21 protein-coding genes and 1 tRNA gene are annotated in these 24635 nt (G+C 63.0%); 14 read left to right on the plus strand and 8 right to left on the minus strand.

Translation table 11 applies throughout. The features are described from left to right. Positions 1-11: 11 nt before the first annotated feature. Positions 12-737 (minus strand): 3-deoxy-manno-octulosonate cytidylyltransferase, encoded by a 726-nt coding sequence (locus ACWGTI_RS16690; protein WP_454588121.1) that lies wholly within the window; start codon positions 735-737, stop codon positions 12-14. A gap of 190 nt (positions 738-927) precedes the next feature. Between ACWGTI_RS16690 and ACWGTI_RS16695 the strand changes: the two genes are divergently transcribed. From ACWGTI_RS16695 to ACWGTI_RS16725, 7 genes are all read left to right on the plus strand, one after another. Further along, on the plus strand, positions 928-1557 hold the full coding sequence (locus tag ACWGTI_RS16695) for a c-type cytochrome (RefSeq protein WP_454588122.1): 630 nt from the start codon (positions 928-930) through the stop codon (positions 1555-1557). Positions 1558-1709: 152 nt separating this feature from the next. Further along, positions 1710-3587 carry an extracellular solute-binding protein gene (locus tag ACWGTI_RS16700; protein WP_454588123.1) on the plus strand — a complete coding sequence of 626 codons (1878 nt, stop codon included), beginning with the start codon at positions 1710-1712 and terminating at the stop codon, positions 3585-3587. Next, positions 3587-5455 (plus strand): extracellular solute-binding protein, encoded by a 1869-nt coding sequence (locus ACWGTI_RS16705; protein ID WP_454588124.1) that lies wholly within the window; start codon positions 3587-3589, stop codon positions 5453-5455. The genes ACWGTI_RS16700 and ACWGTI_RS16705 overlap by 1 nt, the downstream gene beginning before the upstream one ends. Before the next feature lie 30 nt (positions 5456-5485). After that, positions 5486-6583 carry a microcin C ABC transporter permease YejB gene (locus ACWGTI_RS16710; RefSeq protein ID WP_454588125.1) on the plus strand — a complete coding sequence of 366 codons (1098 nt, stop codon included), beginning with the start codon at positions 5486-5488 and terminating at the stop codon, positions 6581-6583. Next, positions 6583-7722 (plus strand): ABC transporter permease, encoded by a 1140-nt coding sequence (locus ACWGTI_RS16715; protein ID WP_454588126.1) that lies wholly within the window; start codon positions 6583-6585, stop codon positions 7720-7722. Before ACWGTI_RS16710 ends, ACWGTI_RS16715 begins: the two co-directional genes overlap by 1 nt. Continuing rightward, positions 7719-9347, plus strand: a complete 1629-nt coding sequence (locus tag ACWGTI_RS16720; protein WP_454588127.1) for an ABC transporter ATP-binding protein — start codon at positions 7719-7721, stop codon at positions 9345-9347. Before ACWGTI_RS16715 ends, ACWGTI_RS16720 begins: the two co-directional genes overlap by 4 nt. A 92-nt stretch (positions 9348-9439) precedes the next feature. Further along, positions 9440-10381: a 2-hydroxyacid dehydrogenase gene (locus ACWGTI_RS16725; RefSeq protein WP_454588128.1), complete on the plus strand. Its 942-nt coding sequence runs from the start codon at positions 9440-9442 to the stop codon at positions 10379-10381. A 15-nt stretch (positions 10382-10396) separates the two neighbouring features. Here the strand turns inward: ACWGTI_RS16725 and ACWGTI_RS16730 are convergent, their stop codons facing one another. Next, positions 10397-10756, minus strand: a complete 360-nt coding sequence (locus tag ACWGTI_RS16730; protein ID WP_454588129.1) for a hypothetical protein — start codon at positions 10754-10756, stop codon at positions 10397-10399. Positions 10757-10867: 111 nt separating this feature from the next. Further along, positions 10868-11800, minus strand: a complete 933-nt coding sequence (locus ACWGTI_RS16735) for a methyltransferase domain-containing protein (protein ID WP_454588130.1) — start codon at positions 11798-11800, stop codon at positions 10868-10870. A 105-nt stretch (positions 11801-11905) separates the two neighbouring features. Between ACWGTI_RS16735 and ACWGTI_RS16740 the strand changes: the two genes are divergently transcribed. Together ACWGTI_RS16740 and ACWGTI_RS16745 are read left to right on the plus strand one after the other, a co-directional pair. After that, the gene (locus ACWGTI_RS16740) at positions 11906-12916 is read left to right on the plus strand and encodes a ligase-associated DNA damage response exonuclease (protein ID WP_454588177.1); all 1011 of its coding nucleotides are present in this window, start codon (positions 11906-11908) and stop codon (positions 12914-12916) included. Position 12917: 1 nt separating this feature from the next. Continuing rightward, the gene (locus ACWGTI_RS16745; RefSeq protein WP_454588131.1) at positions 12918-14516 is read left to right on the plus strand and encodes a cisplatin damage response ATP-dependent DNA ligase; all 1599 of its coding nucleotides are present in this window, start codon (positions 12918-12920) and stop codon (positions 14514-14516) included. Positions 14517-14617: 101 nt separating this feature from the next. On the opposite strand, the gene ACWGTI_RS16750 is transcribed toward ACWGTI_RS16745, so the two are convergent. Next, positions 14618-15811 carry a hypothetical protein gene (locus ACWGTI_RS16750; protein ID WP_454588132.1) on the minus strand — a complete coding sequence of 398 codons (1194 nt, stop codon included), beginning with the start codon at positions 15809-15811 and terminating at the stop codon, positions 14618-14620. Positions 15812-16163: 352 nt separating this feature from the next. Between ACWGTI_RS16750 and ACWGTI_RS16755 the strand changes: the two genes are divergently transcribed. Further along, positions 16164-16239, plus strand: a tRNA-Thr gene (locus tag ACWGTI_RS16755). A 195-nt stretch (positions 16240-16434) separates the two neighbouring features. Here the strand turns inward: ACWGTI_RS16755 and ACWGTI_RS16760 are convergent. Continuing rightward, entirely contained in the window at positions 16435-16716 is a 282-nt protein-coding gene (locus tag ACWGTI_RS16760; protein ID WP_454588133.1) for a hypothetical protein, read from the minus strand. A gap of 105 nt (positions 16717-16821) precedes the next feature. On the opposite strand from ACWGTI_RS16760, the gene ACWGTI_RS16765 reads away from it, so the two are divergent. From ACWGTI_RS16765 to ACWGTI_RS16780, 4 genes are read left to right on the plus strand one after another with little or no spacing between them, the layout of a single operon-like run. Beyond that, complete coding sequence (locus ACWGTI_RS16765) at positions 16822-17997, plus strand: acyltransferase family protein (RefSeq protein ID WP_454588134.1); 1176 nt, start codon at positions 16822-16824, stop codon at positions 17995-17997. Continuing rightward, on the plus strand, positions 17994-19106 hold the full coding sequence (locus ACWGTI_RS16770; RefSeq protein ID WP_454588135.1) for a glycosyltransferase family 2 protein: 1113 nt from the start codon (positions 17994-17996) through the stop codon (positions 19104-19106). The genes ACWGTI_RS16765 and ACWGTI_RS16770 overlap by 4 nt, the downstream gene beginning before the upstream one ends. Further along, positions 19103-20149 (plus strand): glycosyltransferase family 2 protein, encoded by a 1047-nt coding sequence (locus tag ACWGTI_RS16775; protein ID WP_454588136.1) that lies wholly within the window; start codon positions 19103-19105, stop codon positions 20147-20149. Before ACWGTI_RS16770 ends, ACWGTI_RS16775 begins: the two co-directional genes overlap by 4 nt. After that, complete coding sequence (locus ACWGTI_RS16780; RefSeq protein WP_454588137.1) at positions 20149-21945, plus strand: ABC transporter ATP-binding protein; 1797 nt, start codon at positions 20149-20151, stop codon at positions 21943-21945. Before ACWGTI_RS16775 ends, ACWGTI_RS16780 begins: the two co-directional genes overlap by 1 nt. Before the next feature lie 121 nt (positions 21946-22066). Here the strand turns inward: ACWGTI_RS16780 and ACWGTI_RS16785 are convergent, their stop codons facing one another. The 3 genes from ACWGTI_RS16785 to ACWGTI_RS16795 are packed head-to-tail and all read right to left on the minus strand — an operon-like array spanning position 22067 to position 24626. Continuing rightward, positions 22067-22897, minus strand: a complete 831-nt coding sequence (locus tag ACWGTI_RS16785; protein WP_454576648.1) for a dipeptide ABC transporter ATP-binding protein — start codon at positions 22895-22897, stop codon at positions 22067-22069. Beyond that, a complete protein-coding gene (locus tag ACWGTI_RS16790; protein WP_454588138.1) occupies positions 22897-23742 on the minus strand; it encodes an ABC transporter ATP-binding protein in 846 nt (281 codons plus the stop codon). The genes ACWGTI_RS16785 and ACWGTI_RS16790 overlap by 1 nt, the downstream gene beginning before the upstream one ends. Beyond that, positions 23742-24626 (minus strand): ABC transporter permease subunit, encoded by an 885-nt coding sequence (locus ACWGTI_RS16795; protein WP_454588178.1) that lies wholly within the window; start codon positions 24624-24626, stop codon positions 23742-23744. The genes ACWGTI_RS16790 and ACWGTI_RS16795 overlap by 1 nt, the downstream gene beginning before the upstream one ends. Positions 24627-24635 lie beyond the last annotated feature (9 nt).

The following is a 24635-nucleotide window of genomic DNA, read 5'->3' on the forward strand; positions in this document are numbered from 1 at the left end:
TTGAAATGGTCTCAGGAAAGAATTTGTCTGGCGCGTTCGAGGTCTTCCGGCGTGTCGACGCCGAGCGGCAGCGATTGCACGATCTCGGCATCGATGCGCATGCCGGCCTCCAGCGCCCGCAACTGCTCCAGCCGCTCGCGACGCTCCAGCGGCGACGGCTTGAGCGCCACAAAGCGTTCAAGCGCCGCGCGCCGATAGGCGTAGAGGCCGACATGGTGATAGAGCGGCCCCTCGCCCCAGGGCGCGGTGGCACGAGTGAAATAAAGCGCCCTGAGCCGCGTCGCAGTAAGTGGCGAACCGACGATCTTGACGACGTTCGGGTTGGTCTTCTCCTCGTCACGCACGATCTCGACGCCGAGCGTGGCGATGTCGACAGCGGTGTCTTCGAAAGGCCGTAGCGCCGCCCCGATGATCTCCGGATCGATCGTCGGCAGGTCGCCCTGGACGTTGACGATGGTTTCGACCCTGTGGCCGGGATCGAGCGCGGTCAGCGCTTCGAAAATGCGGTCGGAGCCGGATTCGTGATCCATGCGCGTCATCACCGCCTCGAAACCGTGCACGCGCACCGCCTCAGCCACGCTTTGCGTATCGGTTGCCACCACCACGCGGCCAAGCCCGGCCTCGGCGGCGCGGCGGGCGACATGCACGATCATCGGGGCGCCGGCTATGTCGGCCAGCGGCTTGCCCGGCAGGCGTGTCGAGGCCATGCGGGCCGGGATCAGGATGAGCGTGGACATTAGGGCTGCTGGCGTTTGAAAAGACGATGGGAAAAGTGGCAAAAGGTCTCACTGGAAGCGCCCTTATAGGTGTTGCAACGCCGGAGCAAAAGACCTAGTTTCCGCCCGATTTGACCGGCTCGACGGGGCGGTCAGGATACCGACGGACGGAGTGGACGATCGGTCCGCCGGAAAAGGGAGCAAGGGGCGCATGGATTCCAACGAAGTCAACAAGCTGCTCGCCGGATTGCTCGGAACCTGTTTCGTCGTTTTCTCGGTCGGTCTGGTGTCTGACGCGCTGTTTGCCTCGCCCGCTCCGGAAAAGCCCGGCTACGCCATCGAGGCGACCGAGCCTGCCGAAGGCGGCGGCGCCGGCCCAGCCGTTGAAGCCAAGCCGATTGCCGACCTGCTCGCCACCGCCAATGCCGAGGCGGGTGCTGCCGTGTTCAAGAAATGCCAAGCCTGCCATTCCGGCGAAAAGGGTGGCCCGAACAAGGTCGGCCCGGATCTCTGGGACATCGTCGACCGTCCCGTCGCCGAGCATGAAGGCTTTGCCTATTCGGCCGGCATGAAGGACTTTTCCAAGGGCGGCGCCGAGCACTGGACCTACGACAATCTCAACCACTTCATCACCTCGCCGAAGAAATTCGTGAAGGGCACGGCGATGGGCTTTGCCGGCCTGCCGAAGGACGAGGACCGCGCCAACGTCATCGCCTATCTGCGCACGCTGTCGGATAGCCCGAAGCCGCTGCCGACCCCAGGTGCCGCCGCTGATGCAACGGCGCCGGCAAAGCCCGCTGAAGGTGCGGCTCCTGCCGCTCCGGCAGCGCCTGCCAAATAACCAAATTGTCATCTCGATGACCTCAGAAAAGCCGGGTTCAGCCCGGCTTTTTTGTTAGGAAAATCGCATATGCGGCGACAAAGCCGGCGCATGGCGGTTTTCACCGGCGTCAAATCATCTAGGATCGCCGGGCATCGCGAAGAGGAGAACGCATGACGGTTGGCCGAACACTTCTGAGGTCCATGCTTGCAGCAGTCGTTGTGGCTGCCGGGTTGCAGGCGGCCGCTGCGGATGAATGGCACACCACCTCTTCACTGATCGGCCCTTCCAAATATGGCGAGAATTTCCAGCGCTACGATTACGTGAATCCGGACGCGCCGAAGGGTGGCACCTACAATTCGGTGGTTTCCGGTACATTCGACAGCTTCAATCCCTACATCGTGCAGGGCTCGCCGGCGGCCGGCTTGCAGCCATTTGGCGGCGGCCTGCTCTACGACACGCTGATGGACCAGGCTACTGACGAAGGCAGCGTCAGCCACCCGCTCATCGCCGACGCCTACAAGTACCCGAACGACTATTCCTCGGCCACCTACCGGCTCGATCCAAGGGCCAAGTGGCATGACGGCCAGCCGATCACCGCCGACGACGTGATCTGGTCGTTCCAGGTGCTAAAGGCCAACAGCCCGATGTACAGCCGCTATTTCGAAAATGTCACCGATGCGGTGGCCGTCTCCGACCGCGAGGTCGAGTTCCATTTCAGCCAGAAGGGTAACCGCGAACTGCCCAAGATCCTCGGCGATCTCGTCGTGCTGCCCAAGCATTGGTGGGAAGGCACGGACGCCAACGGCAAGAAGCGCGACATCACCAAGGGGACTCTGGAACCGCCACTGGGCTCGGCTGCCTATAAGATCGCAAGCTTCAAAGCCGGCTCGGAGATCGTCTGGCAGCGCGTGCCCGACTATTGGGGCGCCAAGCTGGCGGTGAAGATCGGCCGCGAGAATTTCGACACCCAGCATTTCACCTACATTCTTGACGACAACGCCTCCTGGGAAGCGTTCAAGAAGGGCGGCCTCGACGACATCAAGCCGGAAAACAGCTCGAAGCGCTGGGCGACGTTTTATGATTTCGCGGCCATCAAGGCCGGCGACGTGATCAAGCAGGAGTTCAAGACCACCTCGCCTGAGCCGATGCAGGCCTTCATGCTCAACCAGAGACATCCGCTGTTTGCCGATCGTCTGGTCAGGGCCGCGCTCACCTACCCCTTCGATTTCGAGTCGATGAACCGCACGCTGTTCTTCGGCTTCAACACCCGCACCCACAGCTATTTCCAGGGCACGGAACTGGCCTCGAGCGGCCTGCCGCAAGGCAAGGAACTGGAAATCCTGGAAAAGTACCGCGACAAGCTGCCGCCGGAGCTATTCACGCAGGAATTCAAGTTGCCGGTCTACGATTCGCCGCAGGCCGAGCGCAAATATCTGAAGCAGGCGGTCGACCTGTTTGCCCAGGCCGGCTGGGTGATCAAGGGCGGCAAGATGGTCAATGCCAAGACCGGCGAGCCATTCAAGTTTGAAATCCTCGGCTCGGGTGAAACCGACCAGGTCATCTCCAGCCCCTGGATCGCCAATCTGCGCAAGATCGGCGTCGATGCGACATTGCGCATCGTCGACCCGAGCCAATACACCAACCGCGTCAGAAATTTCGATTACGACGTCATTACGGGGCAGCTTCAGCAGTCGGAATCGCCCGGCAACGAGCAGCGCGACTTCTGGAGCTCCAAGGCCGCCGACACACCGGCATCGCGCAATTATTCCGGCATCAAGAACCCGGTCGTCGATGCCCTTGTCGACCGCATCATTTTTGCCACGGACCGCGATGACCTCGTCGCCACTACCCATGCGCTCGATCGCGTGTTGCTGTGGAACTACTATGTCGTGCCGCAATACTACCGCGCAGTGGTGTGGCTGGCGTACTGGAACAAGTTCGGCATCCCGGAAAAGCAGCCCGGCTACCGTGGCGCCGACATCGATTCCTGGTGGATCGATATGGACAAGGAAAAGGCGCTCGCAGCCAAATACAAGGGCAGCAATTAATGGCTGCGGTTCCTCGCCGCGATTTCCTGGCGCTCGGCGCCGCAGCGACCGCCGCTGCGCTGTTGCGCGGCAAGGCCTTCGCCGCCAGCCCAACGGGCGTGAAACTGCATGGATTGTCCGCTTTCGGCGACCTTAGATACAAGCCGGACTTCACCCATTTCGACTACGTCAATGTCGATGCGCCGCAAGGTGGCACTTTCAATTTCCTGCCACGCACCTGGGGCTCCAACCAGACGCCCCTTACCTTCAACACGCTAAATTCGTTCGTCCCCAAAGGCGATTCGCCGCAGCGCATGGAAATGTGCTTCGACTCGCTGATGGTGAGGGCGCTCGACGAACCTGACGCCGTCTACGGGCTGGTCGCGGACGGGGTGACGATTTCCGACGACCGCAACGGTTTCACCTTCTCGCTGCGGCAGCAGGCCCGTTTCCATGACGGCACGCCGCTGACGGCTGAGGACGCCGCCTTCACTTTCAAGCTGCTCAAGGACAAGGGACATCCCGACTATTCGCTGCCGTTGACGCATCTGGATGACGCGATCGCCGTGGACGCCCGCACGGTGCAGCTCAAGTTCTCGGGCAAGCAGACAAGCCGGACCATCCTCAACGTCGTCGCGTTCCCGATCCTGTCAAAGGCTTTCTATACGGCCAACCCGTTCGATTCCTCGCAGATGAACCCGCCGCTGGGGTCAGCCGCCTACAAGGTCGGCCGCTGGTCGGCAGGGGCGTGGATCGAATATGAGCGTGTGGGCGACTATTGGGGCAACGACCTTCCGGTCAATCGCGGTCAGAACAATTTCGGTCGCATCCGAGTCGAGTTCTACCAGGATCGCAACGCATCCTTCGAGGCGTTCAAGAAGGGAGAGATCCTCTACAAGGAGGAAGCCGTGTCTCGCATTTGGGCGACGGGTTACGACTTCCCCGCTTTCATTGCCGGCAAGGTGGTGAAACATGAATTCCCGGCCGAAACGATGCCATCCATGCAGGCCACCGCCGTGAACCAGCGGCGCGAGCAATTCCGCGACCCGCGCGTGCGCCAGGCGCTGGGACTGTGCTTCGACTTCGAATGGACGCGGCGCAATTTCTTCTACGGTTCGTATGAGCGCTCGCAATCCTGCTTTGAGCAATCCGATTTTCGCGCCGAAGGTATGCCGTCACCGAAAGAGCTGGCTCTTCTCGAACCACTGCGTGACCAGATTCCGGTCGAGGCTTTTGGCGAAGCGGTGATGCAAGACGTGTCGAACGGCTCCGGCCGCGACCGTCAGTTGCTTGGCAAGGCGGCCAGGCTTCTGGCTGACGCCGGCTGGAAACGCTCAGGCAATTTCGCCGTGAACGACAAGGGCGGTCAGTTGTCGGCGGAGATCCTTGTCGACGACGAAGTCTTCGGACAGGTTTATTCGCCCTGGGTCGAAAACATGAAGGCAGTCGGCATCAATGCCTCGATCCGGCTGGTGGATGCGGCGCAGTATCAGCTGCGGCAGAATTTGTTCGATTACGATCTTATCTCGGTTGCGGCCCGGTTTCCGGCGACACCAACCCGTGACGATCTCGAAACCTTTTTCCACTCGCGAACCGCTACCCTGTCTGGCACACGCAATCTGCCGGGAACATCGAGCCCGGCCATCGACGCCCTGGTCGACGCCGCGGGCGCCGCCGAGGATCGCGAAAGCCTGACAATTGCCATGCGCGCGCTCGACCGGGTCTTGCGTGCACGGCGCGATTGGATTCCAAGTTGGTTCCTGGCGAATCACCGAAGCGCCTACTGGGACATGTTCGGCTTTCCCGAGCGGAAACCTGATTTCGACTTTCCGGTCGAAGCGCTGTGGTGGGTCGACAAGGGCAAGGCGGCAAAAATTGGCAAAGCCTGACATGACCGTTCGCGCAGGATTGGCGGCCTGATGGGCGCCTACATACTGCGACGCATCCTGCTGATGATCCCGACCCTGTTCGGCATCATGGCAGTCGCTTTCGTCGTCACCCAATTTGCACCGGGCGGGCCGGTCGAGCAGGTCATCGCCAGCCTGACCAACCAGGGCGGCAGCGACCGCCTCGGCAGTGGCGGCGGCGATGCCGGCGGCGGCGGCAATTTCGATGTGGCCGGCGACACCGGTTCGAAATATCGCGGCGCGCAAGGGCTCGATCCCGAATTCATCAAGAAGCTGGAAAAGCAGTTCGGCTTCGACAAACCGCCGCTCGAACGCTTCGGCATGATGATTTGGAACTATGCCCGCTTCGATTTCGGCGACAGCTATTTCCGTGACATCTCGGTGCTCAACCTGATCCTGGAGAAAATGCCGGTATCGATTTCGCTCGGGCTGTGGATCACGCTGCTGTCCTACCTGATCTCGATCCCGCTTGGCATTCGCAAGGCGGTCAAGGACGGCTCTGCCTTCGACGTCTGGACCAGCGGCGTGATCATCGTCGGCTACGCCATACCGGCTTTCCTGTTCGGCATAATGCTGATGGTGCTTTTCGCTGGCGGCTCGTTCTGGGACTGGTTCCCCCTGCGCGGCATCGTGTCGGATAACTGGGACCAGCTTTCGTGGCCGGACAAGATCGTCGACTATTTCTGGCACATGACCTTGCCGCTGACGGCGCTGGTGCTGTCGGCCTTTGCCACGACGACGCTGCTGACCAAGAACTCCTTCCTGGAAGAGATCCGCAAGCAGTATGTGGTGACGGCCCGGGCCAAGGGCCTGTCGGAGCGGCGGGTGCTTTACGGACATGTGTTCCGCAACGCCATGCTGATCGTCATTGCCGGCTTTCCCGCTGCCTTCATCTCGGCCTTCTTCACCGGCTCGCTTTTGATCGAGAACATCTTTTCTCTCGACGGTCTCGGGCTGCTCGGCTTCAGGTCGGTGTTGGCGCGCGATTATCCGGTCGTGTTCGCCAACCTCTATATATTTTCGCTGCTTGGCCTGTTCGTGACGCTGCTGTCCGACCTGATCTACACATGGGTCGATCCGCGCATCGACTTCGAGCGGAGAGACGTCTGATGACGCAGGCCGCAGCCGAGACGACACCGACAAGGATCGCGCGGCCCTGGCTGTCGCCGCTCAACAAGCGGCGCTGGCAGAACTTCAAGGCGAACCGGCGCGGCTACTGGTCGTTGTGGATATTCCTCGCCCTGTTCGTGCTGTCGCTGTTTGCCGAACTGATCGCCAACGACAGGCCGATCGTCGCCTACTACAAGGGCGAGATCCTGTTCCCGGTGGCGGTCGCCTACCCCGAGGAAAAATTCGGCGGTTTCTACGCCGTCACCGACTATCGCGACCCGGTCATCCGCGACGAGATCAACGCCAATGGCTGGATGATCTGGCCGCCGATCCGCTATTCCTATCGCACCGTCAACAATGCGATCCCCGACGCCGCTCCGGCAAAACCGTCATGGGAATACGACGCGCAGAAGCGATGCAGCCAGTATCCACAGGGCGCCGCCGATCCTGACTGCATTGTCGGCAACTGGAACTGGCTGGGCACCGACGACCAGGCGCGCGACGTGCTGGCGCGCATCATCTACGGGTTCAGGATTTCCGTGCTGTTCGGACTGATCCTGACCGCGGGCTCGTCGGTGATCGGCGTCGCGGCCGGCGCGCTGCAAGGCTATTTCGGCGGCTGGACCGACCTCCTGTTTCAGCGCTTCATCGAAATCTGGTCGGCGATACCGCTGCTCTACCTCCTACTCATCGTCGCCGCCATCCTGCCGCCGGGCTTCTTCATCCTGCTCGGGCTGATGCTGCTGTTTTCCTGGACGTCGCTGGTCAGCGTGGTGCGCGCCGAATTCCTGCGCGCCCGCAACTTCGAATATGTCAACGCCGCCCGCGCGCTTGGCGTGTCCAACCGCACAATCATGATGCGCCATCTTCTGCCAAACGCCATGGTGGCAACGCTGACCTTTATGCCTTTCCTGGTCAGCGCCTCGATTTCGACGCTGACCTCGCTCGACTATCTCGGCTTCGGCCTGCCGCCAGGCACCGCGTCGCTCGGCGAATTGCTCAAACAGGCACAGAGCAATCTCAATGCTCCCTGGCTTGGCATATCGGGCTTCGTCGTCATCTCGCTGATGCTGTCGTTGCTGGTCTTCATCGGCGAGGCGACACGCGACGCTTTCGATCCGCGCAAGGCGTTCCGATGAGCGAGCCGCTGCTCTCCGTTCGCGATCTCAGCGTTGCCTTCACACAGGGCGGCAACCAGTCGATTGCGGTCGACCATATCTCCTTCGACCTCGCCAAAGGCGAGACGGTGGCGCTGGTCGGCGAATCCGGCTCGGGCAAATCGGTCTCGGCGCTGTCGGTGCTGAAGCTCTTGCCCTATCCGACGGCCAACCACCCCTCGGGCAGGATCCTGTTCCAGGGCGCCGATCTGCTGGCCATGAACGAAAAGCAGCTGCGCAGCGTGCGCGGCAACAAGATCACCATGATCTTCCAGGAGCCGATGACCTCGCTCAATCCGCTGCACACGATCGAGCAGCAGATCGTCGAGATCCTGGCGCTGCACCAGGGCATGGGCGACCGCCAGGCCAAGGCGCGCACGCTGGCGTTGCTCAACGAGGTCGGCATTCGCGAGCCGGAAAAACGCCTCGACGCCTATCCGCACCAGCTGTCCGGCGGCCAACGCCAACGCGTCATGATCGCCATGGCGCTGGCCAATGAGCCCGAACTGCTGATCGCCGACGAACCGACGACGGCGCTGGACGTCACCGTGCAGGCACAGATCCTCGAATTGCTGGCGGGACTAAAGAGCCGCAAAGGCATGTCTATGCTGTTCATCACCCATGATCTCGGCATCGTCAGGAAGATCGCCGACCGGGTCTGCGTGATGACCAAAGGCAAGATCGTCGAGACCGGGCCGACGAAGGAGATCTTCGCCAACCCGCAGCACGCCTATACCAAGCACCTCCTGGCGGCCGAGCCGAAAGGCAGGCCGCCGGCCGCCAACGACGCCGCCAAGCCGGTGATGACCGGCAAGGACATCAAGGTCTGGTTTCCGATCAAGAAGGGGTTCTTCCGCACCACCGTCGACAATGTGAAGGCGGTGGACGGCATCGACGTTACCGTGCGCGCCGGCCAGACGCTGGGCGTTGTCGGCGAATCCGGTTCCGGCAAGACGACGCTCGGCCTTGCGCTGGCCCGGATGATCTCGTCGACCGGCACGATCCAGTTCAACGGCAGCGACATCAACCAGCTTTCCTTCAACGCCATGCGACCGCTGCGGCGCGAACTGCAGATCGTCTTCCAGGATCCGTTCGGCTCGCTCAGCCCACGCATGTCGGTGTCGGAGATCATCGAGGAAGGACTGAAAATCCACGAACCGAAGCTGTCGCCCGACCAGCGCGACGACAAGGTGGTCGCCGTGCTGAAAGAGGTCGGGCTCGACCCAGCCACACGCAACCGCTATCCGCATGAATTCTCCGGCGGCCAGCGCCAGCGCGTCGCCATTGCGCGCGCCATGGTGCTCAATCCGCGCTTCGTCATGCTGGACGAGCCGACCTCGGCGCTCGACATGAGCGTGCAGGCGCAAGTGGTCGACCTGCTGCGCAATCTGCAGGCCAAGCATGACCTTGCCTATCTGTTCATCAGCCACGATCTGAAGGTCATTCGCGCCCTTGCCAACGACGTCATCGTCATGCGCAATGGCAGGATCGTCGAAGCCGGCCCGTCCGAACAGATTTTCGAACGGCCGCAGACCGATTATACCAAAGCGCTGATCTCGGCCGCGTTCAGGATCGAGACGGCGCCGGTCGGCATCGTCAGCGAATAGATATTTTGTTTTACGCAATTCCGGACGGAAAACCGCTTCACACTTTTCCTGGAGTTGCTCAGGCCGGACTAACAGGGAAGAAGAATCCGCAAATGGAAAAAGGCAAAATCCTGCTTGCCGTCACCGGCTTTCATCCGCAGCGCTGGCGCGAGCTGCTGTCGGCCGAGCGCGAGGTGGTGCTGGAGCCGGCCGGCGCCTCTGATCCATCGATCACCTATGCGGTGGTTTGGAAGCAGAAGCCGAACCTGCTGAAGTCGCTGCCCAATCTGCGCGCCATCTTCTCGATCGGCGCCGGCGTCGACCACATCTTCGCCGATCCCGGCCTGCCCGACGTGCCGATCGTCAAGATCGTCGCTGACAATCTCACCGAGCACATGACCGAATATGTCGTCTGGCGGGTGCTCGATCACCACCGCCAGGGCATGCTCTACCGCGCGCAGCAATCGAAAAAGTCCTGGCACGAGCCGCCGCAGCGGCCGGCAAGCGACATTTCGGTCGGCATTATGGGGCTCGGCAATCTCGGCCGCGCGGCGGCGTCGGTGCTGTTGTCACTGGGCTTTGCCGTCAATGGCTGGTCGCGCAGCGACAAGGCCATGAAAGGCGTTTCGACCTATGCCGGAGAGGCCGGGCTGATCCCCTTCCTCAACGCCACCGACATATTGGTGGTGCTGTTGCCGCTGACGCCGGACACGCAAGGCATCATCAATTACGGCGTGCTGAAGGAATTGCGCAAGCGCAACGGCCTCGGCGGCTCGGTGCTGATCAATGCCGGACGCGGCCGGCTGCAGAAGGACGCCGACATTTTGCGCGCACTCGACGACGGCACGCTGAAGGAGGCGAGCCTCGACGTGTTCGAGGTCGAGCCGCTGCCGAAGACAAGCCCGCTCTGGGGCCACCCCAAGGTGTTCGTGACGCCGCATGCGGCGGCAACCTCGGACCCTGTCCACCTGGCGCCGATCATGCTGCGCCAGATGGATGCTTTCGAGCGCGGCGAAAAGCTCGACAATCTGGTGGACCGCAAGGCAGGGTATTGAGGCCGGTGCGCCGGTTCAACCCGGCAGAGCGAACTTCTTCTGCCTGTTGGGCTTGCCGCAGTCGCGACGTTCCATCGAGCGGTTCATGGCGTCGATCTTGCCGCTGGCCATGTCAGTGTCGCGTTTGCTCTTGGAGCGGACGTCCGGCGTGAACGGGCCGAAGCCCATGGCCGGGTTGGAGAAGCTCGGCTTAGCGGTCGTCGACAGGTTGTATTGCTGTGCCAGCCCGTTGCGCTCAGCCAGCAATTGATCGCAAGGCACGCTGTCATATTGCAGCGAGGACTGGACATTCGCGTCCTGCCGGTCGGACATCGAACTGCCGACGCAGCCGGCCATTGCCAGGCAAGATGCCAGCACCACCATGTTGCGTCGCATGTGCTCCTCCTCGAGGCCGACCTGCCGACCAAGCATTTTCTCGATCGGCATCCTATCTGATGCCGCGCCGGATGAAAAAATCCTAGTCACATTTTCGAACAGGACGAGACATCAGCCCTCGGACCAAGGCATCGCCAGCACGGCCAGTCCATCGACCGGCTGGCGCCGGTCCCAGCGAATGACGGTCGGCTGCATCGACAGGACCGACAGGTCGTTGGCCGCAAGCACCCGTTCGACATAGGCTTGGGAATGGGCGTAGCGGCGCGATGGCCGCAGCGCAAAACCGGCTTCGCCGGCCGCCTCGCCTTCGGCCGGCGTCTCGACGGAAAAGGCAAACAGGCCATTGCCGGCCAGAATGCCGGCGACGGTCTTCACCACGCCATCGAGTGCGCCGACATAGATGAACACGTCGGCCGCCACCACCAGATCTGCTTTCGGACCGGCATAGGCAAAATGCTGCAGATCGGCCTTGGCGAGCAGGTCGTAGACGCCCTTGGCGCGGGCCTTCTTCAGCATGGCGGCGGAGATGTCGTAGCCCTCCAGCCGGTCGGCGACCGGCCGCAGTCTTTCGCCCATCAGGCCGGTGCCGCAGCCGAGGTCGAGAGCCAGCGAAAAGCGGCCGGGCCTCGCCGCTCGAATGGCGCGATCGAGAAACTCCGGCAGCCGGTAGCCGAGCTTGTCGACCAGCTCGCCCTCGAAGCTTTCGGCATAGTAGTCGAACAGCGTTTCGACGAAGGCGCTGGGCGGTGCCGCGGCGGCCGGCGCCTCGCCGATCAGCTGCAGCTTCAGCACCGCACCCAGGCAATCCGCCGGGTCGAGTTTCAGCGCCATCGCCCAGGCCTGCGCCGCCAGGTCAAGCTGCTCCATTGTCTCCTGCATCTCGCCGAGGCGAAACCAGCCCGCCGCCCATTGCGGCGCCAGTTCCAGCGCGCCGAGCAGCAATTCCGCAGCGGCCGCTGGGTCGCCCGAGCCGAAAAGCATCTCGGCATAGTCGGCACGGCGGTCGGCGGTCAGGTCGCCGGACGAGGTTTTCAGCGTTTGCATGGCGATAGGCCCGCCGGCTGATGCGGCCGGTGGCTGGCTGTAGGACGAGTCAGCAGTCTCTTGCAACAGGCTTCCCGCGCCGGAATTCGCCACTATCTTGACGGGATGCGTGCCAGCGACCTGCTTCACCCCCGGCCCGAAGGCCTTTATTGCCCGCCCGGCGACTTCTTCATCGACCCGGTGCGGCCGGTCAACCGGGCACTGATCACGCACGGCCATTCCGACCATGCCCGCTCCGGCCATCGCTCGGTGCTGGCCACGCAACAGACGCTCGACATTATGGGATTGCGTTACGGCGAGGATTTTGCCGGGACGACGCAAGCGGCGACGCTCGGCGAAGCGATGGCGCTGAACGATGTCACCGTCGTCTTTCATCCAGCCGGCCATGTGCTGGGCTCGGCGCAAATCGCGGTCGAGCACAAGGGCAAACGCATCGTCGCTTCCGGCGACTACAAACGCCAGAAGGATGCGACCTGCGCGCCGTTCGAGCCGGTCCAATGCGATGTCTTCATCACCGAAGCGACCTTCGGCCTGCCGGTGTTTCGCCATCCGCCCGACACGGAAGAGATTGCCCGCCTGCTCAAATCGGCGGCGCAGTTTCCCGAGCGCTCGCATCTGGTCGGCGCCTATGCGCTGGGCAAGGCGCAGCGGGTGATGCGGCTATTGCGCGATGCCGGCTACGACAAGCCGATCTATATCCACGGCGCGCTGGCCAAACTCAGCGAGTACTATCAAAGCCAGGGCATCGACCTCGGCACGCTGGAGCCGGCAACCGTCGATAGCGGCGGCAAGCAGGATTTCACTGGGGCCATCGTCGTCGGCCCGCCATCGGCCTTTGCTGACCGCTGGGCGCGGCGCTTTCCTGACCCGATCTCGTGCTTCGCCTCGGGCTGGATGCGCATCCGCCAGCGCGCCAAGCAAGGCGGCGTCGAACTGCCGCTGATCGTTTCCGACCATGCCGACTGGGACGAGCTGACCGACACCATCAAGGAGACGGGTGCGGGCGAAATCTGGGTGACGCATGGCCGCGAGGAAGCGCTGGTGCGCTGGTGCGAACTGGAAGGCATCGCCGCGCGGCCACTGCATCTGGTTGGCTATGAGGACGAGGGCGATTGAGTTGAACCGCTTCGCCGAACTCCTCGACCGCCTGGTGCTGACGCCGTCGCGCAACGGCAAACTGACGCTGCTCAGCGATTATTTCCGCAGTGTCGAGGACCCCGATCGCGGCCTGGCGCTGGCGGCGATCACCGGCGATCTCAACATCGCGGCGGTCAAGCCGGCGATGCTGCGCGCGCTGGTCACCGAGCGCATGGACCCGGTGCTGTTCGGCTATTCCTACGACTATGTCGGCGACCTCGCCGAAACCGTGTCGCTGGTCTGGCCGCAAACGCCGGGACATATCCCCAACCGGGAGCCGACGCTCGGCGATGTGGTGGCGAAGTTGCAGGCGGCAAGCCGCTCCGATGGGCCGAAGGTGCTGGCCGGGCTGCTCGACAGTGCCGGTATCTCGGCGCGCTTTGCCATCATCAAGCTGGTCACCGGTGGCCTGCGCATCGGCGTTTCGGCGCGACTGGCCAAACAGGCGCTGGCCGATTTCGGCAAGGTCGATGTCGCCGAGATCGAGGAGTTGTGGCACGGGCTGACGCCGCCCTACATCTCGTTGTTCGCCTGGCTGGAAGGCAAGGCCGAAAAGCCGCAGCGGACGGCGCTCGCCCTATTCAGTCCGGTTATGCTGTCGAACCCGGTCGGCGACGGCGACCTCGAAAAGCTCGATCCGGCCGACTATGCGGCGGAATGGAAATGGGACGGTATCCGCGTCCAGGCGGTATGCGAGGGGGGTGTGCGCCGGCTCTATTCGCGCACCGGCGACGATGTCTCAGGCGCCTTTCCGGATCTCGCCGAAGCGATGAATTTTTCTGCCGCCCTCGACGGCGAATTGCTGGTCGGCGAGCCCGCTGCGACCGGCACGTTTTCAGACCTGCAGCAGCGGCTGAACCGCAAGAGCGTGACGCCGAAGATCCGGCAGCAGTACCCGGCTTTCATGCGCTGCTACGATGCGCTGCAGATCGGTGGCGAGGATTTGCGCGCGCTGCCGTTCCGCGAGCGGCGGGCTCATCTGGCGGCCTTCATCAAAACGCTCGACCCCAGCCGCTTCGATCTCTCGCCGCTGGTCGACTTCGCCGACTGGCAGGCGCTGGAAGAATTGCGCCGTGCGCCACCGCATCCGATCATCGAAGGCGTCATGCTGAAGCGCTGGGATTCGCCCTATCTCGCGGGACGGCCGAAAGGCCCGTGGTTCAAGTGGAAGCGCGATCCGCACACGGTCGACGCGGTGCTGATGTATGCGCAGCGCGGCCACGGCAAGCGCTCCAGCTTCTACTCCGACTATACGTTCGGCGTCTGGGCGGGGCCCGAAGGCGCGGAGGAACTGGTGCCGGTCGGCAAGGCCTATTTCGGCTTCACCGACGAGGAGCTGAAGCAGATCGACAAATTTGTCCGGGACAACACCGTCGAGCGCTTCGGCCCCGTTCGCTCGGTGCGCGCCGACCGTAAGCAGGGTCTGGTGCTGGAAGTGGCGTTCGAAGGTCTGAACCGTTCGACCCGGCACAAATCGGGCGTCGCGATGCGCTTTCCGCGCATTTCCCGGTTGCGCTGGGACAAGCCGGCAGCCGAAGCCGACCGCATCGAGACGCTGCAGGCGCTACTCGATCGCTAGAGCGATTCACCGTTTCACGGAAACGGCGCGCTATCTCTTTCGTTACGCAATTCCGGACGGAAAACTGCACACACTTTTCCTGGAATTGCTCCAGGCGGCGATTACGGTTCGATCGAGACGCGGATCTCGTAGATATCGACCGCCTTGCCCTGCTTGTCGAAGTCGGAGTTGATGGCGATGCTGCCGGCCGCTCCCGGGGGCTTGTCGGGGAACTTCACGTCGAACAGATATTCGTTGCGCTGCTGGCCGACCGCATAGCGCTTGCGGCCACAATCGCCGAGATCGCCGAAATTGCAGTCGATGGAGATTTGCGTGTCCTTGCCGTCCTCGGCGCGGGCGACGATGTCGAAGACGGCATGCTTGCCGGCAAGCTTCTCGAGCACGCCCTGCCCGACATCGAAGCTGATGGCCGAGCCGGAAGCGCCGGAACGGATGCGCAGGAAGGAGCCGGTATCGTCCTGCACGACATCGGCCTTGGCGTCGGACGGCGTCGCCACATGCGTCGGATCGGTGGGCGTAAACACGTTGATCCAGTCACGCGTCTCTTCGGCCGCACCAGGCTGTTGCGGCACGCCAGGCTGCTGCGGTGCGTTGGTATCGGCGGGCGGCGTGAAATCATCATCGTCGACCGTCGGCGGCGCCTCGGGCGGGGCCGTGTCGAGTTGCGCCGGCGTCTTGAAGACGCCAGTCTGGACGGCGAAATAGAGGCCGATGCCGGCTGCGGCGAGCAGCGTCACGCCGAAGAAGATCGCCGTCAGCGGCAGGCGGCGGCCCCTTATCCGTCTTTCGTCGCGGTCAGGCGCAACTTCCGTCGCGACCTCGGCCGGCGTAGAATCAGCCATATCGATCGCCGGGGCGCCAGGCAGCGTGGCGTCAGGCATGATGTCGGGGACGACCGGCAGGACGCGCGAGCGTGGCGCGTCGGATGCGTCAGGCTGCACAGGTCCGTCAACGACGATCGCCGGCGATGGCCCGGCTGCTACGCCTGTCGGGGCGTCGATTGCGGGCGCTTCGGCGGCGCCTGGCGCCTGTGCGGCATCTTGCGTCTGCGCGGGGCCTTGCGTCTGCGCAGCGACATCAGGGACCGCCGGCAGGAATTCGGATTCGATCTCGGTGATCTTTTCCTGCACCGCCTTGCGGCGCTTGATGGCGGCTTCCACCGTCACACCAGGATTGGCCTGGAGGACGCGGTCAAGCGCCGCAAAGGCCGATCGATAGACCCTCTCGCGAAACGCCCGGTCCTCGGCATTGCCTTTCTCGAAGGCGTTGCGGATCGCTTTTTCGATCGCGTCCAAGCGAATTTCCCCTGTCCGTTCGCTCACATTGCCATGATCGTTAGCCGCAGGCGACCAATCAATCAACGGGCGAGCGTCCGCATTCTGCCTTGGCAGGGCATCGAAAGCCAGTTTAGCGGGTTTTTGACAATAAAATCAGCTTGTTTCACCATCTTCCCGGGCAATTGCGCGCAGACCGCCGATACACCCCCGCGCCATTGAAAACCGAAACGAGACGCGGCTCATTTCCGCGCCAGCGGGAAACGCCGGGACGAATTGCCGGATACCGCCTTGAAATCGCGGTTGCCCATCTTGAATTAGCGGCCGGTTGAGTCTATCACCCAGCCGATCTTGGAAGCCTCGCGCTTCTCGGGCCGCTTTAGCTCAGTTGGTAGAGCACATCATTCGTAATGATGGGGTCAGGTGTTCGAGTCACCTAAGCGGCACCAGTTCTCCATTCGACGCAACCGCGCGGCGGCCGGCTCGACCGTCGGTCATGTTGCATTGCGCAAAACTGGGGGTTTCGATTTTTGTCGATTATTCGACAATATAAACATTGACTATAAAATACGCTACCTACAATCTTGATCTACCTTATTAAATCTCCGATGATAATCAGGACGCTCTCGGTTCGAATTATGCAACTAAATCGCATCTTTCCCGATGCGGTACAACTCATCCGATAGCATGGCGCGCGAGGGAAAACCGTCAGCGACGCAACGCATCTGCAAATCATATCCATTTTTAACGTTCAAACACATAAACATTACAGTTCGATAGATATTTTGTGTTGCACCGCACCATTGCCCGGCTACACCATTTTCTGGGGGATTCAAGACCGGGATGTGCGCCGTGGAGGATTCCGCCAAGTTGACCAGCTTGCGTTTTTCGCTGGCCGCTGACGATTTCGAGGCTGCCTCGCGCACAAGGTGCGGCTTTGATGCTGTCGGCGCGCTTGCAGGCCTCGACCTGCGGCCCTCAATGCCGGGCCGTCGGCTTCATCGGAGATATCAGACCGGCGGAAATGGCTGATGGCGGTCGCGCGCGACAATCAGCTGGACGCGCTGCGCGCCATCGCTGTCACGATGGTTCTCTATTCTCATTTCCTGGCACCCAACGGGTCCTCCTTTTGGGGCCATATCGGCGTGCGGCTGTTCTTCGTGCTGAGCGGCTTCCTGATCACCCGACTGCTGCTCGAAGCCCGCGCTGCGGCCGAATTCGAAGCCGGCCCTGCATTGAGATCGTTCTACATCAGGCGCGCGCTGCGCATATTCCCGCCCTATTTCGCCGTGCTTTGGTTCGTCTGGCTGACCGATCTGGAGCAATCCAGCGGATCGCTCGCCTGGCATGCGCTTTACCTGTCGAATTTCTGGTACGCGCTGCGCAATGAATGGACGCCCTGGCTACTCTGCCATTTCTGGAGCCTGAGCATCGAGGAGCAGTTCTATATCGCCTGGCCGCTGGTGGTGCTTATCGCACCGCGCCGACGCGTGGAAGTGATCACTATCGGCGTCATCCTGTTGTCGCTGGCCTATCGCTTCTACTGGCCGATCACCGCCACCCCGGCGCTGGCGCGCGATCTGCTGCCGCCTGCGTCGATGGATGCGCTGGCGCTGGGTGCTTTGCTTGCCTGTCGGCGGACCAGAGGCGTTGGCCTGCCGCAGTGGATTCGGCTAGGCTGGCCAGCCCTTGCGGCCATCTTCCTGGCGATTGAGTGGCTTGTCCCGGCGCCGGCCGATCCCATGCTGGAATGGGCCCGCTGGGCGCTGCTGCAGATCCTGCCCCTGGTGCCGCTGGTGGCCGTTGTCGCCGCGTGTTCAGCCGGCCTTGGCGGCGCGCTAGGCAGGGTTTTCGAACTGCCGCCGCTGCTGTCACTGGGCCGCATCAGCTATGGCGTCTATCTCTACCATCCGATCCTTCTGTCGCTCGCCGTCAAGTCACAGCCCTGGATTCCACTCAATGTCTCGGAGCAGGGGCCAGGGCGGTTCCTGGTCGCGAGCGCCGCCACGATCGCCGTCGCTTCGATCTCGTGGACGGTTTTCGAAAGGCCGCTCAACGGCCTCAAGCGCCGCTTCCCCTATGTCGCGCGCCGCCGCTCCCAGGCACGCGCCGGCGATGCCGGCTGGCTCGGCAGGGCGGCGGACGCCTATGCCAGCCCCGATGGCCGCGCCGCGCTCGATCTCCCGCGAACGGATGCACACAGATGACCGCCGCGCCGCTCGTCTCCGTCCTGCTGCCGGTCTACAATGCAGGGCCTTATCTCGCCGCTGCACTGGGGAGCATTCTGCGGCAAGACTACGATCGCCTCGAGGTCATCGCTATCGATGACGGGTCGACTGACAATTCGCTCGAGATCCTCGAACGATACCGCCGGGCCGACAATCGCGTTTCTGTCATCTCGCGTGAAAACCGCGGCCTCGTCGCCACCCTCAATGAAGGGCTGCGACTGGCCCAGGGCGAGCTGGTTGCGCGAATGGATGCGGATGATGTCGCCTATCCCTGGCGCCTCTCGCGCCAGGTGGCACTGTTCGAGGGGCGGCCCGAGCTCGGCTTCTGTGGCGCCTGCGTCGATACCTTGCTTCACGGCCGTATCGCCAAGGGCAGGCTCGACCCGGTGTTCCGGTTCGGCCGGCTCGATATATTGTCGATGTTCTTTACGATATTCATGCATCCGACGGTGGTCTACAACAGAAAGGTCATAGGGAACGACGATCTCTATTACGATCCCAGATACAGGCACGCCGAGGATTTCGATCTCTTCAGGCGGCTTGCTGGCCGTTTCCCGGCGACCATGTCGCCCGATAACCTGCTCATCTATCGCATCCATGCGGGAAGCGTGACCATGCGGCATGCCAAGGAAATGCGCAGAACGCATTTGCGGATCGTGGCCGAAAATCTCGAGGGTGAGGGGCTCGCGGAAGCCACCGCAGATTTGCGCGACATCGGCGAGGCGGTCTCGTTCGACACGGTTGCGCGCGCAGCCGATTTCATCCGTGCGCTGGAAGAGCGGATTTCCACACTGCCGCCCGGCACGCGGCCAATCTTCGCGGCCGGCGCACTGAACCTGTTCTATTTCCTCTACCAGCTCGTCAGCGACGAAGGAGAACCGCCGCTGACGCACGAGTTGCTCACGCGGACAGCGAGATGGAACTTCATCCGGCGCCGCGAAAAATATGCGCTGCGTCCCGGCGTCTGTGCGCCCTGGCTCAGCCTGGCCTCGATAGCGGCCGGAAAGCGGGCGGACGCGGTGGAGTACTTCTTCAAAACCACACCGGCCGAAACGGTGCTTGCGCGTTATCAGCGGGGACAGGTATGACCGACAGGCCCCACCCGCTCCTGCGCGAGCACCCGTTTGCGAGCGCGCCCGTGCCGACAGCTCCGCGGTCGGAGCGGCCGTCGCTCGAGGTCAGCTTCATCGTCTGCACGCGCGACCGCGCCGCTGTGCTGGAGGCCTGCATAGCGTCGATCCAGGCCGCATGCCGGGCGCACGCCGCCTTCGCGGCCGAGTTGGTGGTGGTCGACAATGGTTCACGGGACGGCACGGCAAAGCGGCTGGCCGGTATCGCCGAAGCATCAGACATCCCAGTCACAGCCGTCTCGGAGCCGCGCCCCGGACTGGCCACTGCCCGCAATGCCGGATTGGCGCGAGCGCGAGGCCGCGTGCTGGTGTTCATCGACGATGACTGCAAGCTCGATCGCGACTATCTCCGCGACCTCGAGCGCCACTACCGGAGCGGCGAGAAGTGGCTGATCCGCGGCGGCCGCGTCGAGCTCGGCGATGCCCGGGACCTGCCCTTCACCATCAAGCGCTGCGAGGCGCGCGAACGGCTGACCCCGGCGGTCCACCCGGGCGGCTTCGTGCTCGGCTGCAACATGACCATGCACCGCGATGTCGCGGCCCGAATCGGGTCGTTCGACGAACGCTTCGGCGCTGGTGGCCCCCTACGCTCTGCTGAGGATACGGATTATCTGGTACGGGCAATGCTGCTCGGCATGCCGGTCGAGTATGTGCCCGACATGACGGTCCTGCATCATCACGGCCGGCGAGACCGCAAATCGATCGACAGGCTGCACCGCGACTATAGCCTCGGTAATGGTGCGCTGTGCCTGAAACATGTCCGCCACGCCCCTTGGCTGCTTCGCCATGTCTTTTGGTCCGCGCGGGCCGCGTTCAAGGAACTGGCGGGCCGTCCTCGCTTCGACCGCGACCTCGATCTGTCGCACTGGCCTATTGTCGTCATGAATCTGGCAGGTGCCGCCAGATTTGCGCTGCTGGTCATGATGGGATTGCCAAAACGGCAGCCGCTGCGCCAAGACCTGCAAGCCAGCGAAGCCAATGCGGAGGCCAGGGCGCGATAATGTCACTGATTCCGTCGGCCCTGCCAATGCTGCGCCGCGCGCTTGGTGGCAGGCTGTTGCGGCTCGTTCCCGTCGTGGTGGGGCTCGGGCTTGCGGGCGCCGCGCTGGAAGGCCTCGGCATCGGCCTAATCATTCCGCTGCTCGGTATCATTATGGGGCGTGGCGAAACATCAGGCATGGCCGGTTTCTCCGCCCTCCTCCAGCAGGTTGGAGCGGACCTCGGAGAGCGCGAGCGGCTGATTGCCATTTCGGCCGCGATCCTCGGTTCGATCGTGCTGAAGAATGTCTTTGCCTTCGCTAACACGCTGCTGACCAGCTTCATCTACGGCAAGGCAGGTTATGCGATCCGCAGCGCATTGTCGGAGCAGTTGCTCAGGGTCGGCTACCCCTTTTTCCTGCAGCAAAGCCCCGGACGGCTGCTCAACATCATCTCCAACGAATCCTGGCGAGCGTCCGACGCTATCCAGGCCCTGCTCGGCGCGATCGTCAGTGCCTCGGCCGCCATCATCCTGCTCACCTTCCTCCTGCTCCTGTCCTGGCAGATGACGCTGCTGGTGACGCTGGGGCTGGCGCTTATCCAGTTGGCGCACGGGATTTTGTCGTCCAGTCTGAAGGCGCCGAGCCGCAGCGTCGTCTCGCGCAACAGTGCACTCGCTTCGCAGATGCTGCATCTGGTGCATGCTGGGCGCCTGATCCGCATCTTCGGGCAGGAGAGCCGCGAAAAGGCGATTTTCGCCAAAGCGTCCGACGGGGTGCGGCGGGCGGCTTTCGTGCTTTCAATCCGCCAGGGCGTCTTGCCGCCACTGACCGAGGTGCTGCACGCGATGCTGTTCCTGGCGGTGGTGATCGGAGCCTGGCTGGCAAATATAAGCTTCCCGCTGACCGTCGCCTTCCTCATCCTGCTCTACCGACTGCAGCCTCATATGCGCGCCTTGCAGATGTCGTGGAGTCAGCTGCAAGGCATGAGCGGCTCGCTTGAGGAGGTGCAATGGCTGCTCGATCCTTCCGACAAGCCCAAGGCGCCGCAGGGCAGCCTGCCGTTCGACGGCTTGCGCCAAGGGATCACGTTCGATGATGTGAGCTTCGCCTATTCCGGTGCCCTGTCCGGCCCCGACGCGCGCGAGGCGGTGCTGCATCAGGCCGTGTTCGACATCCGCAGCGGCCGCTCGACGGCGCTGATCGGCCGCTCGGGCGCCGGCAAGACGACGATCGTCAATCTCCTGTGCCGCTTCGCCAAACCAGATAGCGGCAGAATCCTCGTCGATGGGGCACCGCTCGATGAAATCGAGCCAGACCAGTGGCGGCGGAACATTGCCTTGGCCAGCCAGGAGCTGGAATTGGTCGACGGGACCATTTTCGAAAACATTGTCTACGGCCACGACACCGCATCGGCCAGCGACGCCATGCACGCCGCAAGGCTGGCCGAGGCACATGAATTCATCGAGCACCTGCCGCGCGGCTACGCGACACTTGTCGGATACCGGGGCGTCAACCTGTCAGCTGGACAAAGGCAAAGGATCGCCCTGGCGCGGGCGCTGGTGCGCGATCCCGATATTCTCATCCTCGACGAAGCCACCAGTGCGGTGGATGGGTTGTCGGAAGCCGCTATCGTCGAGACGCTGAAGTCGCGGGCCGGCCGCCGCACCACCATTGTCATCAGCCATCATCACAGCACCATCTCGTTCTGCGACGATGTGGTGATCTTGAGCCGCGGTCGGGTGAGGAAACAGGCTCCCTTCGCAACGCTGGCAAAGCTCAGCATGGACGAGCTTTACCAACATGGAACGGGTGAGTGATGGGGCGCACCGGATTCTGCGACACGGCTTGCGCCCGGCAGTTCCCGGATTGCGATCGATCCTGCCGGCAAAACACCGCCGCGACGCATTTCCGATTGTGCAAAAGCAATTGCCAGGAAGGTCAGGCGGCCTTCTTCTTCGCCAGCCTTGCCTTGATCGAGGCGACGTCGGCACGCGGCGTCGCGGCGAAAAGCGTCCTCGTATAGCTGTGCTTCGGGTCGGCAAAGACCTCTTCGCGCGAGCCGTATTCCACCGCTTCGCCGAAATACATCACCATCACATCGTCGGCGATGTAGCGGACGACAGACAGATCGTGGCTGATGAAGACATAGGTCAGCTGGAACTCGTCCTGCAGGTCGGCGAGCAGATTGAGCACCTGCGCCTGCACCGACAGATCGAGCGCGGAGACCGGCTCGTCGAGGACCAGCAGGCTCGGATTCAACATCAGCGCGCGGGCGATGGCGATGCGCTGGCGCTGGCCGCCGGAGAACATGTGCGGGTAGCGGTTGTAATGTTCAGTTCCGAGACCGACCTTCTTCAGCATCTTCATGGCAAGGTCGCGCCGCTCTTCAGCCGGCTTGTCGGTGTTGATGAGCAGCGGTTCGCCCAGCACATCGCCGATCTTCTGGCGCGGATTGAGTGAGCCGTAAGGGTTCTGGAAGACAATCTGTACCTTGCGGCGCATCTCCTTGGTCAGGCCGTTCCTGGCGATATCGACCTTATTGCCGTCGATGAACAGCTCTCCGGAAGTCGCCGGATCGATCAGCGTGATGATGCGCGCCAGCGTGGACTTGCCGCAGCCCGATTCACCGACGATGGCCAGCGTCTTGCCCTTGTCGACGCTGAACGAGACGCCCTTGACCGCGTGTACGGTGCGCGCGCCGCGAAAGAGGCCGCCGCCGACATGGTAGTCGCGCTTGATGTTCTTGCCTTCGACGACCTTGATGCTCATCAGGCGACTCCAGCGGCCGGTTCAAACAGCATGTCGGAGACGGTCGGCAGGCGGTCGCCGACGGCATTGTCCGGCAGCGCCGACAGAAGCGCGCGCGTGTAGTTGCTCTTCGGCGATTCAAACAGCGACAGCACGTCGGCCTCTTCCATCTTGCGGCCCTTGTACTGGACGATGACGCGGTCGGCGGTCTCGGCCACCACGCCCATATTGTGGGTGATCATGATCAGGCCCATGCCGTATTTGACCTGCAGCGAGACCAGGAGGTCGAGGATCTGCTTCTGGATGGTGACGTCGAGCGCGGTGGTCGGCTCGTCGGCGATCAGGAGCTTCGGATTGCAGGCGATGGCAATGGCGATCATGACGCGCTGGCACTGGCCGCCCGACATCTGGTGCGGGAACGAGTTCAGCCGTTCGGCCGGCTCGGCAATGCCGACCTGCGTCAAAAGCTCGATGGCGCGTTCGCGGCGCTGAGCCTTGTCCATGCCCATATGGAAGCGCAGCACTTCCTCGATCTGGAAGCCAACCGTGAAGCAGGGGTTGAGGCTGGCCATCGGCTCCTGGAAGATCATCGACATGTCCTTGCCGACGATCTTGCGCCGCTCGGCCGGACTCAGCTTCAGCAGGTCGCGGCCGTTGAAGCTCATCTTGTCGGCGGTGACCGTCGCGGTCCACGGCAACAGGCCCATCACCGCCAGCATCGACACCGACTTGCCGGAGCCGGATTCGCCGACGATGGCCAGCACTTCACGTTCGTCGACATGGAGCGAGACGCCATCGACCGCGCGGAACGGGCCGGATGCGGTCTGGAACTCGACGACGAGATTGCGGATGTCGAGCAGCGCCATCACGACCTCCTCAGCTTCGGATCGAGCGCATCGCGCAGGCCGTCGCCGACCAGGTTGATGGCCAGAACGGTGATCAGGATGGCGAGGCCAGGGAAGGTCACCACCCACCAGGCGCGCAGGATGAATTCACGGGCCGAGGCGAGCATGGTTCCCCATTCCGGTGTCGGCGGCTGGGCGCCGAGGCCGAGGAAGCCAAGGGCTGCCGCCTCGAGGATGGCGTTGGAGAAGGACAGCGTGCCCTGGACGATCAGCGGCGCAAGGCAGTTGGGCAGGATGGTGCGCAGCATCAGCCGGATATGTCCCGCGCCGGCGACCTTGGCGGCGACCACATATTCACGGCTCTTTTCGGCCATGACAGCGGCGCGCACCAGGCGCGCGAAATGCGGCTGCAGGACAAGCGCAATGGCCAGCATGGCGTTGAACAGGCCGGGGCCGAGGATGGTGACCAGAACCAGCGCCAAGAGCAACGACGGGAAGGACAGGATCAAATCCATGACGCGCATGATCGCCACGTCGACCCAGCCGCGGAAATAGCCGGCCAGCAGGCCGAGCATGATGCCTCCGGTAAGTGCCAGCGTGACGACGACGGCGCCGATCAGCAGCGAGAAACGCGCGCCATAGAGCAGGCGCGAGAGCATGTCGCGGCCGACCGCGTCGGTGCCGAGCAGATATTCGGCGCTGCCGCCCGCCTGCCATGCCGGCGGCCGCAAGAAAGCAGTCTTATCCTGGATATCGGGCGCATAGGGCGCTAGCAGTGGCGCAAACAGCGCTGCCAGCACCAGCAGGATGAAGACGAACAGGCCGATGACGGCGCCGCGGTTCACCGAGAAATAGTGCCAGAAGGTCCTGAAGCCAGTCAGGCGATCAGGATTGCCGGCGGCCATCGGGGCGAT

The organism is Mesorhizobium sp. ArgA1 (assembly GCF_053714375.1).

Excerpts from the sequence above, each read along its gene's own strand:
- ACWGTI_RS16735 (WP_454588130.1), bottom strand. The coding sequence starts at position 11,800 with ATGCAAACGCTGAAAACCTCGTCCGGCGACCTGACCGCCGACCGCCGT.
- ACWGTI_RS16725 (WP_454588128.1), top strand. The coding sequence starts at position 9,440 with ATGGAAAAAGGCAAAATCCTGCTTGCCGTCACCGGCTTTCATCCGCAG.
- ACWGTI_RS16705 (WP_454588124.1), top strand. The coding sequence starts at position 3,587 with ATGGCTGCGGTTCCTCGCCGCGATTTCCTGGCGCTCGGCGCCGCAGCG.
- ACWGTI_RS16695 (WP_454588122.1), top strand. The coding sequence starts at position 928 with ATGGATTCCAACGAAGTCAACAAGCTGCTCGCCGGATTGCTCGGAACC.
- ACWGTI_RS16740 (WP_454588177.1), top strand. The coding sequence starts at position 11,906 with ATGCGTGCCAGCGACCTGCTTCACCCCCGGCCCGAAGGCCTTTATTGC.
- ACWGTI_RS16715 (WP_454588126.1), top strand. The coding sequence starts at position 6,583 with ATGACGCAGGCCGCAGCCGAGACGACACCGACAAGGATCGCGCGGCCC.
- ACWGTI_RS16765 (WP_454588134.1), top strand. The coding sequence starts at position 16,822 with ATGGCGGTCGCGCGCGACAATCAGCTGGACGCGCTGCGCGCCATCGCT.
- ACWGTI_RS16770 (WP_454588135.1), top strand. The coding sequence starts at position 17,994 with ATGACCGCCGCGCCGCTCGTCTCCGTCCTGCTGCCGGTCTACAATGCA.
- ACWGTI_RS16690 (WP_454588121.1), bottom strand. The coding sequence starts at position 737 with ATGTCCACGCTCATCCTGATCCCGGCCCGCATGGCCTCGACACGCCTG.
- ACWGTI_RS16720 (WP_454588127.1), top strand. The coding sequence starts at position 7,719 with ATGAGCGAGCCGCTGCTCTCCGTTCGCGATCTCAGCGTTGCCTTCACA.
- ACWGTI_RS16790 (WP_454588138.1), bottom strand. The coding sequence starts at position 23,742 with ATGGCGCTGCTCGACATCCGCAATCTCGTCGTCGAGTTCCAGACCGCA.
- ACWGTI_RS16785 (WP_454576648.1), bottom strand. The coding sequence starts at position 22,897 with ATGAGCATCAAGGTCGTCGAAGGCAAGAACATCAAGCGCGACTACCAT.
- ACWGTI_RS16730 (WP_454588129.1), bottom strand. The coding sequence starts at position 10,756 with ATGCGACGCAACATGGTGGTGCTGGCATCTTGCCTGGCAATGGCCGGC.
- ACWGTI_RS16780 (WP_454588137.1), top strand. The coding sequence starts at position 20,149 with ATGTCACTGATTCCGTCGGCCCTGCCAATGCTGCGCCGCGCGCTTGGT.
- ACWGTI_RS16700 (WP_454588123.1), top strand. The coding sequence starts at position 1,710 with ATGACGGTTGGCCGAACACTTCTGAGGTCCATGCTTGCAGCAGTCGTT.
- ACWGTI_RS16710 (WP_454588125.1), top strand. The coding sequence starts at position 5,486 with ATGGGCGCCTACATACTGCGACGCATCCTGCTGATGATCCCGACCCTG.
- ACWGTI_RS16775 (WP_454588136.1), top strand. The coding sequence starts at position 19,103 with ATGACCGACAGGCCCCACCCGCTCCTGCGCGAGCACCCGTTTGCGAGC.
- ACWGTI_RS16795 (WP_454588178.1), bottom strand. The coding sequence starts at position 24,626 with ATGGCCGCCGGCAATCCTGATCGCCTGACTGGCTTCAGGACCTTCTGG.